At 33.2% G+C, this 11,507-nt stretch carries 13 protein-coding genes; 11 read left to right on the forward strand and 2 right to left on the reverse strand.

Going from position 1 to position 11,507, the window contains the following annotated elements:
• Window positions 1-104 precede the first annotated feature (104 nt).
• The 10 genes from ACNQGH_RS05035 (at window position 105) to ACNQGH_RS05080 (ending at window position 8,073) form a co-directional block, all read left to right on the forward strand.
• Window positions 105-362, forward strand: a complete 258-nt coding sequence (locus ACNQGH_RS05035; RefSeq protein ID WP_417954894.1) for a GNAT family N-acetyltransferase — start codon at window positions 105-107, stop codon at window positions 360-362.
• 58 nt (window positions 363-420) lie between these two features.
• Complete coding sequence (locus tag ACNQGH_RS05040; protein WP_417954895.1) at window positions 421-852, forward strand: DUF2147 domain-containing protein; 432 nt, start codon at window positions 421-423, stop codon at window positions 850-852.
• Window positions 853-1,057: 205 nt separating this feature from the next.
• The gene (locus ACNQGH_RS05045) at window positions 1,058-1,960 is read left to right on the forward strand and encodes a transposase (protein WP_417954896.1); all 903 of its coding nucleotides are present in this window, start codon (window positions 1,058-1,060) and stop codon (window positions 1,958-1,960) included.
• 122 nt (window positions 1,961-2,082) lie between these two features.
• Entirely contained in the window at window positions 2,083-2,472 is a 390-nt protein-coding gene (locus ACNQGH_RS05050; RefSeq protein ID WP_417954897.1) for a DUF6010 family protein, read from the forward strand.
• Window positions 2,473-2,512: 40 nt separating this feature from the next.
• On the forward strand, window positions 2,513-3,088 hold the full coding sequence (locus ACNQGH_RS05055; protein ID WP_417954898.1) for a helix-turn-helix domain-containing protein: 576 nt from the start codon (window positions 2,513-2,515) through the stop codon (window positions 3,086-3,088).
• A 681-nt stretch (window positions 3,089-3,769) separates the two neighbouring features.
• The gene (locus tag ACNQGH_RS05060; protein WP_417954899.1) at window positions 3,770-4,297 is read left to right on the forward strand and encodes a heavy-metal-associated domain-containing protein; all 528 of its coding nucleotides are present in this window, start codon (window positions 3,770-3,772) and stop codon (window positions 4,295-4,297) included.
• Window position 4,298: 1 nt separating this feature from the next.
• Window positions 4,299-5,111, forward strand: a complete 813-nt coding sequence (locus ACNQGH_RS05065) for a hypothetical protein (protein WP_417954900.1) — start codon at window positions 4,299-4,301, stop codon at window positions 5,109-5,111.
• Window positions 5,112-5,359: 248 nt separating this feature from the next.
• Window positions 5,360-5,953, forward strand: a complete 594-nt coding sequence (locus ACNQGH_RS05070) for a DJ-1/PfpI family protein (protein ID WP_417954901.1) — start codon at window positions 5,360-5,362, stop codon at window positions 5,951-5,953.
• Between the two features lie 27 nt (window positions 5,954-5,980).
• Window positions 5,981-6,505 (forward strand): GNAT family N-acetyltransferase, encoded by a 525-nt coding sequence (locus tag ACNQGH_RS05075; protein WP_417954902.1) that lies wholly within the window; start codon window positions 5,981-5,983, stop codon window positions 6,503-6,505.
• Between the two features lie 353 nt (window positions 6,506-6,858).
• Window positions 6,859-8,073, forward strand: a complete 1,215-nt coding sequence (locus ACNQGH_RS05080; protein WP_417954903.1) for a serine hydrolase domain-containing protein — start codon at window positions 6,859-6,861, stop codon at window positions 8,071-8,073.
• 127 nt (window positions 8,074-8,200) lie between these two features.
• Here ACNQGH_RS05080 and ACNQGH_RS05085 read toward each other — a convergent pair whose 3' ends face one another.
• Together ACNQGH_RS05085 and ACNQGH_RS05090 are read right to left on the reverse strand one after the other, a co-directional pair.
• Window positions 8,201-8,911: a LytR/AlgR family response regulator transcription factor gene (locus tag ACNQGH_RS05085; protein ID WP_417954904.1), complete on the reverse strand. Its 711-nt coding sequence runs from the start codon at window positions 8,909-8,911 to the stop codon at window positions 8,201-8,203.
• Window positions 8,911-9,948 (reverse strand): sensor histidine kinase, encoded by a 1,038-nt coding sequence (locus ACNQGH_RS05090; protein ID WP_417954905.1) that lies wholly within the window; start codon window positions 9,946-9,948, stop codon window positions 8,911-8,913. The genes ACNQGH_RS05085 and ACNQGH_RS05090 overlap by 1 nt, the downstream gene beginning before the upstream one ends.
• A 164-nt stretch (window positions 9,949-10,112) precedes the next feature.
• On the opposite strand from ACNQGH_RS05090, the gene ACNQGH_RS05095 reads away from it, so the two are divergent.
• Entirely contained in the window at window positions 10,113-11,498 is a 1,386-nt protein-coding gene (locus ACNQGH_RS05095) for a TolC family protein (RefSeq protein WP_417954906.1), read from the forward strand.
• Window positions 11,499-11,507 lie beyond the last annotated feature (9 nt).

Consider the following 11,507-nt stretch of genomic DNA (forward strand, 5'->3'; position numbering starts at 1 on the left):
ATGAACATCATTTTTTTATTCAATTTAATACAATAGATACAATTCGAAATGTAATTATTTATTATATCGAAGATAAAGCTATAGGATGTGGTGCCTTTAAGAAATTGGATACGGAAACGGCAGAAATTAAACGAATGTTCGTTCATTCCAATTTTAGAGGCAAAGGAATTGCACTCCATATTTTAAATCAATTAGAGCTGTGGGCGACAGAACTCAATTATTCGAAATGTATACTGGAAACTGGCAAAAGACAACCGGAAGCTATTAAACTATATCAAAAATCGGGATATTCGGTTATCCCTAATTTTGGACAGTATGAAAATGTTATAAGTAGAATATGTTTCAGTAAGAGTCTCTATTAGCAGAAAAGTTCAGCCTGAAGCTTAAAAAAATCGCTAAACAAATTTAAAAAAAGAAATCATGATAAAAACACCCTACCTACTTATACTAGCATTTGTATTGCAGTTAACACTCGCCTTTGGGCAATCAAAATCCAGAGAGGCAGACAAAATAATCGGTACCTTTTGGTCTCCAAAAAAAGATGCAAAAATAGAAATTTATAAAAAAGGGGAATCTTATTTTGGAAAATCCATTTGGGTAGCAATTCCAAGAAAAGATATTGAAAACCCGAATGCCTCATTAAGAAAAAGAGACGTTCTGGGTATAGACTTGCTATCAAATTTTTCCTATAGTGATGGAGAATATGGCAACGGTTTAATTTATGATCCCGAAAGCGGTAAAACATACAATTGTAAAATGAGTCTGATTGGAGACAAACTTAAGGTTAGAGGATATATTGGAATTTCCTTATTTGGTCGCACGGAATACTTCGAACATATAAAATCCAAATAAGTTTATGAAATTTGAGCGACTGTTAACTGGCAATCCTCAAATGATTAGTAATGGGGTTTTTTAATAAATAAACGTATATAATGCGAATCAAGGGTTGAAAAGTAACAGGAAATATACACAAATAACAAGAAATATCTTTCAAATTATTTGTTTTAAAGTCTGAAAATCAGTATATTTAAGGTGTGTCCTAAGCACTTTTAAACATATGATTATTCAGACTAAAGCCGTAAAAATAGTACAAATTTATTCAACAATTTGTGAGCAATTTGAAAAAGATTTAAAATATACATGTCAACGATTCAGCAATAACGACAAGCAAGATTTAACAGATGAAGAAATTATGACAATTTACTTATTCGCATTAGAAGAGGAACAACGAATTACCATAAAGCAAATCCATCGATTCGCTGTGGAATATCTACGTTCCTGGTTTCCAAATCTTGGTTCTTATTCTGCGTTTTCCAATCGACTGAATCGATTGTCAGAAACTTTCAAAGAACTGGTAACTAGCTTGATTACAGATTACTGTCCTGGGGATTGTTTTTTTGATCAGAGCTTATTGGACTCAATGCCGATTATAACCTGTTCTGGAAAGCGTTCTGGAAAAGTTGCCAAAGACCTTACAGATAAAGGATATTGCTCTACAAAAAGCATGTATTATTATGGAGTTAAGCTTCATGCATTAGCTTTTAGACGAGAAAACAAAATTCCTTTTCCCGAGGAGATACAAATTACCCCGGCATCTGTCAATGATTTAACCGTATTCAAAGAGGCATGGTCAACCAAAGAAAATAGATTCTTTTTTGGCGATAAAATCTATCAAAACAAAGAATTTTTCTCTGATTTTGAGAAAGAAAAAAATTCTGTAATGATGACCCCTGTTAAAGCAGTAAAAGGAGAATGTCAAGAAATTAGAAATAGAGACAGGGCTTCAAACGATCTGTATTCAACTGCAGTATCAAGGGCTAGACAACCTATTGAATCCCTTTTCAATTGGTTAATTGAAAAAACCAATATTCAAAGAGCATCCAAAGTTAGATCTACAAAAGGCTTGTTAGTACATCTATTTGGAAAGATAGCAGCTGCCTTTATAAACTTAATTTTTTAACCCTTGATTCGCATATATAACTAAATTTAAAAATTAACTAGTATAATAAATCTTAGGGCGCGATAAATTACTAACGCTCCCAAAACTATAGATTAGCAAACAAATTTAAAACTAAAAAAAATATGACACCACTTATCATCGGAATAGTATCAAGTCTATTGTTTATCCTAATTTTTCACTTTTTAAAACAATTTGAAAAAGCTATTATCTATGGCCTTCTACTTTCAGCTATTGGTTTTTTGTATGTTGGATTTACATGGTCAAGTATTCCAGCGTTAATCATTACTGCAGTTCAGGCATTTTTTTTCCTGCTAATTGCTTACTATGGAATTAAGAAAAATATGTATTTCCTAGCTGCAGGATATATCATTCACGGTTTATGGGATATTATTTACACTATGCTTAACGGTTCAGATTTAATTCCGCCACATTATGACTTGTTTTGTTCGTCATTTGATTTTATCGTAGGGATCTATCTTCTCATTGTTATGAGGCAGAAATCTAAAATATAAACTAAATAATTTATCATTAGTAACTTTTCAACTTTACAATATGAATGCACATACAGTACTAATAAAAAATATGGTTTGTCTTCGATGTGTAATGGCGGTTGAAAATATTTTACAAACCGAATCAATTCACTTTCACAAGGTCATTTTTGGAGAAATTCATTTACGCGACGTTCTATCCGCTGATCAAAAATCACGCTTATTGAAAAATTTTGACAAAGTAGGTTTTGAAATGATTGATAATCAGACCAGCGGACTTATTGAAAAAATCAAGCAACTGGTCATGAAAAGAGCCCGAAATGAAATGGATAGCGAAACAAATAAAATAAAACTTTCAATTTACATTTCAGCTATTGTTCATCATGAGTATACCTATTTAAGCAGTTTATTTTCTTCTGTTGAAGGAAGAACTATTGAAAACTATTTTATTGAACAACGTATAGAAAAAGCAAAAGAACTTCTTATTTATGATCAACTTACTTTATCACAAATTGCCTTTGAACTTGAATACAGCAGCGTAGCACATTTATCAACTCAATTTAAAAAAATTACAGGCTTAACACCCACTTATTTTAAGAAAATTGGTGCTGAAAAACGTAAGGCATTAGACAGTATATGAACCCAAAATTATACAATAGCACCCCAAAGTAATGTAATATTGAAGCCGCTCCACTGATTTATCTTTGTATAATTAAATAACTAAAAAAAATAATTATGAAATTATCAGTGTCATTGAGCCAGAGTGCTCCGGAATCAGAAAACGGGAAATGTGATAACCCTAACTGTACTTGTATAGATTGTAATTGCGGTTCAAACTGCACCTGTGCTACCTGTAAATAGTAGCATAATCTATCAAAAATCACCAAGGCCATTCTTTTACAGGAATGGCTTTTATTCTTACATAAATCATTAAAAATCACTGTGTTTCCTATTTATTATTTATCGAAATCAAATCCCAAAATTATAGAAGCACATCCCAAAGTAATATAACAAATTGAAAAATCAGTGTAGCTAATTTTGTAGTGTTCCTAAAAAACAATTCACTTTTAAACTATCAATTTACATCATATGACAGAAATTTTCAAAACCAATGTACAAACAGAAATAGAAGCACTATTGCTAACAAGGCTGCTAAAAAAAATATTTACTGAAGCAAAAATTAATTTTGATTTAGAAGACTGCGATAAAATTTTAAGAATGGAGGGCATTAGAAAAAAAAACAATAAAAGAATTATAGACGATCTGAACAAGTATGGATTTCATTGTGAAATACTGATTTAATTTTTAAAACTAAATAAAAATGAAAAAATTCAATTTAAAAACAATAATTGGTATTGTTTTAATAATGACAGTAAGTTTAAAATCGCATTCTCAAGTATCAAAAGTAGAAATTGTAGCAACAGGACTTACCTGCTCCATGTGTTCCAAATCCATAAACAATCAACTTAAAACCGTACCTGAGGTAGATAGTATTGCTATTAATTTGAACACAAACACCTTTATAATTTTTCCAAAAAAAGGCAACACAATTAACCCAGGAATTTTAAAGGAAAGAGTAGAAAAAGCGGGCTTCTTTGTTGGTTCAATGATAATCACTATTTCTTTCGATAACCTTAAAATTGAGAATAATTTCGCAATTGAAAAAGATGGACTCAGCCTCATATTTGTAGATACCAAAACAAAGATTTTGAATGGTAAAACAAAATTAAAGATAGTGGATAAAGGTTTCATCACACAAAAAGAATATAAAAAGAATATAAAAAATTTATCAAAATATCCTTCTGACAACATGAATCATAAGGAAGAATATCATCTAATCACTATCTAAAATGAAACAGTTAGCTATAATGCTTTTCTTTTTGTTATCCTTTCATTCCAGAGCCCAGGAATTATTTGTCGTTACTGAACCTGCAAGTAATGTCCCATCAGGCTCCATTGGTATCAATCTAGGTCAAACATGGATGAAAAGACAGTTAGAAAGCGGTTATGATTATCATATATTACCTGAAATCACCTGGGGTATTACTAAAAATTGGATGGTACGCTCGACAATTTTCATAAGTAACAGGACGGATAATTTAAGATATGAAGGGGGAAGTATTTACGCCAAGTACCGCTTCTTTTCCAATGATGCCGTGCACAATCATTTTCGAATGGCTGCTTTTGGAAGATACAGCATCAATAATTCCGATATTCACCAGGAAGTGATTGAAACTATGGGACATAATTCAGGTTATGAAACAGGTATTGTTGTCACGAAACTAATTAAAAAAACAGCCATCAGTTCTTCCCTTAGTTTTGAAAGAGCTTTAGACAATAGACCTAATTACAGGTTTCCTTCTTCGCAAAGCGATAATGCGATGAATTATTCACTTTCAATAGGCAAGTTAATCTATCCCAGACAATATACCCATTTCAAGCAAACGAATATTAATATCATGCTAGAGTTTTTGGGACAACGACTAAATGAAAATAGCAAATCATATTTGGATATGGTGCCTTCTATTCAGTTCATCATTAATAGTCAGGCGAAAATCAATTTTGCTTATACAAAAGAGATTTATTCCTCAATGCTTAGGACAGCTCCGAACGGCATCTATTTGAAATTTGAATATACTTTTTTTAATCCAATAAAAAATTAAAACATTATAATGATCTAAATATACTATACGTTAAAACAGTACTTTTTGTCCTTATTTGACACTTTTTTGTCTTATATAGTGTAATTTACATTCCTAATTTTACATTATCTTATCATTGCAAAATAATGAATCCATGTTCAACAATGATTCAGAATTTAATTATAGTATGGTATCAGATGATAAAAAAATTTAGAACTTGAGTCATGCTGATTGGCATTCTCTTTTTTGTTAAATTAAAAAAATAAATTATGAAAGTAGGAGTTTTACTTTTTTATGATTTTGAAACCTTGGATGTATTTGGTCCGGTAGAAGTTCTGGGCCGTTTAACCGACTTATTCTCCGTTTCATTTTATTCATTCTCCGGAGGACTTATAAAAAACACTCATGGAGTTTCAGTTCTGACAGAAAAAATAGAAACTATAAAAAATGGAATAGACATATTTATTATACCCGGTGGATTTGGAACAAGAATAGAAATCAACAATAGTGCACTCATAAAAGATATCCAAATTATATCTAGCTTGAGTAAGTATGTTTTGACCGTTTGCACAGGAAGTGCATTACTGGCTAAAACCGGACTATTAGACAACAGGAGGGCTACATCAAACAAAAAAGCTTTTGACTGGGTTACAAGTAACGGAAAAAATGTAAATTGGATTAAACAAGCACGTTGGACAATAGACGGTAAGTTCTACACCTCTTCCGGTGTAAGTGCAGGAATTGATATGACATTTGCATTTTTAAGTGATTTACATGGAATCGAATTAGCAAGAAAAACTGCATTTGAAATAGAATATCATTGGACTGAAGATAAAGAAATAAACAATTTCTGCAATCAATAAAAAACCTTTACCAACCTAATAAATAAAATGGAATTACCTCCCTACGCTATTTATCCCTGTATATCAGACGAAAAAATAGCATTACGTCAAATTCTAAAGCCTGACATTCAGCATCTTGTTGAAATTTCATTTTACAATTCTATTCAGGCAACGACATTGTTGCAGGCAACAGAAATGCAGGCAAAAATCAACAAGGACTATAAGAATGGGAATTCAATTCATTGGGGAATTGTCGATAAAGCGACAAATAGTATCGTAGGAACTTGCGGGTATTATCGCGGACTTGACAAAGGAGATGGAGAACTTGGCTGCGTTTTATTACCTCAATTTAGGGGACTGGGTTTCATGACTGGGGCAATGCAATTAGCAATAGACTTCGGACTAAATAACATCAGACTAAAACGGGTTCGTGCAATTACGACTACACAAAACGAAAAAGCGATACAACTTCTTGACCGGCTCAACTTTATTAAAATTGCGGATTTAGAAAATGATGAAATTGAATATGAATTAAAGAGAACAATAGAGCGAGTCATTCCACCTCGAAAATGATGGTACAAGGCTTTTTTTTTGCTTCGTGCCCGCCTCCTCCAAGCCTGAAAATACCGAAAAGACGGTTTAAAATAAAAAGGTGTTTATTTTAAAATGATTTTTCCTACATCAACTAAAAGTATCGAAAAACAATAACGCTCACTACCAAGTTTTATAGTAATTCCTTGCTCTGGACTCCTTTTAATTCGCTATGAAAATTCTCAAGGTATTTGCTTCGGGTCCTCTTCGTTCAACATTCAAAATACTGTAAAACAACAAATTAACTCACTTACTGTTTTAACATGAAAAATCTATTTGTACTTTTTTTCACTTTTAATACCCTGACAAATTTTGCCCAAACAAAATCGATTAAAATGTCTCCCCTACTCAAGGAAGGTCCAGCCAGTAGCGCGGGTATGTCAGAAGAACGATTGGGACGAATAGATACCATGTGTAAGGAAGCCTTGGAAGGATCTGACATTCCCGGTATTGTTGCCCTTGTCGTAAGAAATGGCAAAATTGTATACTACAAAGCATTCGGTAAGGCGGATAATGAATCAGGAAGGGTCTTAAAACGAGATGATATTTTCAGGATTGCTTCACAAACAAAAGCGATTACAGCAACCGGTGTAATGATGCTTTGGGAAGAAGGAAAGTTCAAATTGGATGATCCAATTTCAAAATATATTCCAGAATTTAAGGATGCTCAGGTGCTTGATACCGTATATAAAAATGGAACCTATCATACTATGCCTGCTAAAAAGCCCATTACCATAAGACATCTTTTAACACATACATCAGGAATTGGATATGGTGCTATAGATGAGGATGAACGTTTCCAAAAAATATACAAGCAGGCAGGAATAACAGATTTATTCACCACCGCTACTATAAGCATAGAAGAAAGTGTTAAGAAGCTTGCAAAACTTCCACTGCACCACAGTCCCGGTGAAAAATTCACCTATGGTGAAGGACTTGACGTATTGGGTTATTTCATCGAAATAGTATCGGGAATGCCACTCGATGATTTTTTTAAAACTCGCATATTTAATCCGCTAGGAATGAATGACACCGGGTTTTATTTACCCGAATCCAAATCTGAAAGACTAGTTACAATTCAGAAAAAGGAAAATGGGGCCTGGATTAAATTCCCTACAACCTTTTATGATCCAGATTACCCAATAAAGGGGGCAAAACGTTTTTTTTCTGGAGGCGCTGGTCTTTCCAGTACTGCAAAAGATTATGCGGCTTTTCTTCAAATGTATTTAAATAATGGAGAGTTAAACGGCATCCGAATACTAAGCAGAACAACAATACAATTTATGATGAGCAATCAAATAGGCGATCTAAGGGGCGATTCAGGTGCGTACTATGGTTTAGCGTTTGGTGTTCTGGATGGCAAAGGACAAACGATTGGTGGTAAAGGCAGTATTGGAACATTCAATTGGGCCGGGTACTTTAATACTCAATATTTTGCAGACCCAAAAGAGAAAATTATTGGCATTTTAATGAAACAAACACAGGATGAAGATACGGATAATACTGATTGGAAGTTCCGCCAATTAGTTGGGCAAGCCATCGATGACTAGGGAAATAGACGCCTGAAATAGTAGATAAACCCTCTTCAAACCTTAGCGATCAAATCACTTGTAAATCATCCTACAAGGATTCCTTGCTGGGGCATTGGGAGCATTTTCTTAAATAAAAGGGACGTTTTTATAAAATCATTCTATTCTTCAATCGATCAGACAATTCTCTTTTATAAGTAATACCAATAGGTAATTTTTCCTTTTTAATGATAACAAAATCTTTTTCAGTAGATTCTATTTTGTCCAAAGCAACTATATACGATTTATGAATGCGTATGAAGCTTTTTTCGGGAAGGCATTTCTCAAATTCGCTTGTAGTAATGGATGCTAAATAGGTTTTTTTTAGGGTGTGTAATTTGACATAGTTCCCAAAACTTTGAGCAAATAAAAGCTGATTTAATTCGATATCCATAAAATAGCCATCCACTTTCACGCTTACCGAATTGATTTCTGCTTCGTCAGATTTCATTTTTGTGTTTTCTGTTGAAAAAAAGCGTTCAACAGCCTTTAAAAACCGAGGAAAATAAATCGGTTTCAGCAAATAATCAATTACGCTATAATCATAACTTTCAAGAGCAAATTCAGAATACGCCGTCGTTAAAATCGTTTTAGGATGTGTTGGAATAATCTTTAGTAATTCCATTCCTGTAATTTCAGGCATATTAATATCTAAAAACATCAAATCGACTTTATTTTCTCGAAGATAATCCATGGCTTCAATAGCGTTATAACATTGAAAAACCAATTCTAATTGCGGATTTTGCTTAATATAATTCGCCAAAACATAATGCGCTACAGGCTCATCATCAACAATGATGCATTTTTTTGGTTCTTTCATTATACAAACTTTTTGAGTTGCAATTTCAAATCTACAATATACGTGTTTTTATCATCCTGAATATCTAATTTATAGTCTTTCCCATAAATTAGGTTCAAACGTTCTATACTATTTTTTAAGCCAATTTTGGTCGAAACCACCTCTGTTTTTTTCTTTGGAATTGAATTAACAACATGTAAATGTAATAAACCATTTTCAACGGTAATAATAATCCGAACGAAACATTTTTCAATAGCGCAAGTCCCGTGTTTGAATGCATTTTCAATAAATGCAATCAATAACATGGGCGAAACTTTATAGGCATTTTCATTATCAATTTTACAATCGTATGTGATATCACATCGGTAGGCCACACGCTCTTTTTCAAGCTGGACATAACTGTTAATAAATGAAAGTTCCTCTTCTAAAGAGACACATTGTTTACTGTTACTTTCGAGTTGATAGCGCATTAACTGTGAGACTTTCATGATTAAATCAGGAGTTCGATCCGGAAATTCTAAACTAATTCCGTACAGTGTATTAAAAGTATTGAATAAAAAATGAGGGTTCAATTGTCCTCGAAGTGAATTCAATTGCATCTGATTGAACAATAGGGTCGCATCGGTTTGTTTTTTATGAATTCTGTAGAATTTAAAAACAATAATTGGACTCAAAATACAAACCAAAGTTCCTAAGACACTAGCCAATTGATACAAATAACTTCTTTGATGCGAGGTTTGATACAAATACGAATTATTAAATATGTAGATATTTGAAATTTCATATAAAAGAACCGAAAAAATGAGCACCGCCAAAACCGAAACAAGCAAATACGCTAAAGGACGTTGCGCCTTAAATAACAATGGAAGAATAAGAAAACGGTTAAATTGCGCATGCAAATACAGGACAAGATAGTAACAGATACCCAGAAAAATAGAGCTCAAAGAACTGAATAACATCCAATCATTTTTCAGGGTAAAAAGCGTTAATGAAAAGGCAATAACAGCAATTTCCTGCCACCATTGATTATCCATTATGTTATCAATTTTTTTAGTCATTTGTAATACTTAAATAGTTTACAAATTAAGCACAAATATTTATTTTTTATTTGCAATAAATGACCAATTGAATTTGTCATTTACTATTCCATTACATCATTTAAGATGCCTTATATCGGACCAAGAGAAATAATTTTGTTTGATAATTTCATACCCTAAGTTTTATGTATTGTAAAAAAATTACCTTATTATTTTTCCTGATTTTTGCTTCCGCTGGTTTTGCACAATCCTTGTCTTTAAAAGAGGCCCTAAAAACTGGACTTGAAAACTATGGTTTGATAAAAGCAAAAAGCAACTATACCAATGCTTCAAAAGAAAATCTCAAACAATCTCATCGCGATTATTTGCCCAATCTTAACCTGTCCGCGCAACAAGATTATGGTACGATTAATGGGCAAAATGGTGCTTTATACGGTTTTAATGGATTAGGCACCGCTTCTTCCGGACCTGCATTACCGGAACAAAACTGGAATGCTGCATTTGGCGCCTTGTATTTAGTCAACATGAACTGGGACTTTTTTACTTTCGGGAAAACACAACAAAAAATCAATCTGGCCAAAATTGATGTTAAGAGTCGTGAAAATGATTTGCAACAGGAAAAATTTCAACAAGAAATCAAAATTTCGGCGGCTTACCTGAATCTGTTAGCCAGTCAAAGATTGTTGATTTCTCAGCAAAAGAATTTAGATCGTGCTCAAATATTCAAAAAAACAGCAGCAGCCCGGGTTAAAAACGGATTACTTGCCGGAGTGGACTCTACCTTAGCTACAGCCGAAGTTTCAAAAGCCAAAATTGCTTTAAATCTGGCTAAAAATTTTGTCAAGGAACAAAATAATAAATTAGTTGATTTGATGGGAGCTTCCCCTCAGGATTTTGTCGCCGATACCCTTTTTGTAAATCAAATCCCGAGTCGACTACTGGTGGAAAACGCAACAAAAGATACTTTGCATCCCCTACTTCAATATTATAAAACTAAAATTGATTACAGCAATCAACAGGTCAAATTATACAAAAGATTCTATTATCCGACAATGAGCATGTTTGGTGTCCTGCAAACAAGAGCATCTGGATTCAATCCGGATTACGGAGCCAATCAAACGTCTTTCAATCGAAATTATTGGGATGGCGTAAGTCCGGATCGTACCAATTATCTGGTTGGAGTTGGAATTACGTGGAATTTAACCACTCCATTCAGGATGAGCAAACAAGTTAGCGCTCAAAAGTTTATTTCGCAAGGTTTACAAGAAGAATACAATCAGATTGACAGGGAATTAAAGTCCCAATTGAGTTTAGCTGATGACAAAATAAAAATTACGCTGGACAATTATGCTGAAGCGCCGGTTCAGGTAAATGCTGCTGCTCAGGCTTATTTGCAAAAATCGACTTTATACAAAAACGGCCTAACCACTTTGACCGATCTGACGCAAACCATCTACACTTTAAACCGTGCTGAAATTGATCGCGATATCGTCAATAACAATGTTTGGCAATCGTTTTTACTAAAAGCGGCAGCCACTGGCAATTTTGACTTATTTATAAATGAATTTTAATTAAAGATC

Origin of the sequence: Flavobacterium kochi (assembly GCF_048286715.1) — a bacterium.
In the GTDB taxonomy this organism is placed as follows: domain Bacteria; phylum Bacteroidota; class Bacteroidia; order Flavobacteriales; family Flavobacteriaceae; genus Flavobacterium.

Bases quoted from the DNA above. Each gene is read 5' to 3' on its own strand.
- ACNQGH_RS05055 (WP_417954898.1), top strand. From the start codon at position 2,513: ATGAATGCACATACAGTACTAATAAAAAATATGGTTTGTCTTCGATGT.
- ACNQGH_RS05065 (WP_417954900.1), top strand. From the start codon at position 4,299: ATGAAACAGTTAGCTATAATGCTTTTCTTTTTGTTATCCTTTCATTCC.
- ACNQGH_RS05060 (WP_417954899.1), top strand. From the start codon at position 3,770: ATGAAAAAATTCAATTTAAAAACAATAATTGGTATTGTTTTAATAATG.
- ACNQGH_RS05070 (WP_417954901.1), top strand. From the start codon at position 5,360: ATGAAAGTAGGAGTTTTACTTTTTTATGATTTTGAAACCTTGGATGTA.
- ACNQGH_RS05095 (WP_417954906.1), top strand. From the start codon at position 10,113: ATGTATTGTAAAAAAATTACCTTATTATTTTTCCTGATTTTTGCTTCC.
- ACNQGH_RS05045 (WP_417954896.1), top strand. From the start codon at position 1,058: ATGATTATTCAGACTAAAGCCGTAAAAATAGTACAAATTTATTCAACA.
- ACNQGH_RS05080 (WP_417954903.1), top strand. From the start codon at position 6,859: ATGTCTCCCCTACTCAAGGAAGGTCCAGCCAGTAGCGCGGGTATGTCA.
- ACNQGH_RS05040 (WP_417954895.1), top strand. From the start codon at position 421: ATGATAAAAACACCCTACCTACTTATACTAGCATTTGTATTGCAGTTA.
- ACNQGH_RS05075 (WP_417954902.1), top strand. From the start codon at position 5,981: ATGGAATTACCTCCCTACGCTATTTATCCCTGTATATCAGACGAAAAA.
- ACNQGH_RS05090 (WP_417954905.1), bottom strand. From the start codon at position 9,948: ATGACTAAAAAAATTGATAACATAATGGATAATCAATGGTGGCAGGAA.
- ACNQGH_RS05085 (WP_417954904.1), bottom strand. From the start codon at position 8,911: ATGAAAGAACCAAAAAAATGCATCATTGTTGATGATGAGCCTGTAGCG.
- ACNQGH_RS05050 (WP_417954897.1), top strand. From the start codon at position 2,083: ATGACACCACTTATCATCGGAATAGTATCAAGTCTATTGTTTATCCTA.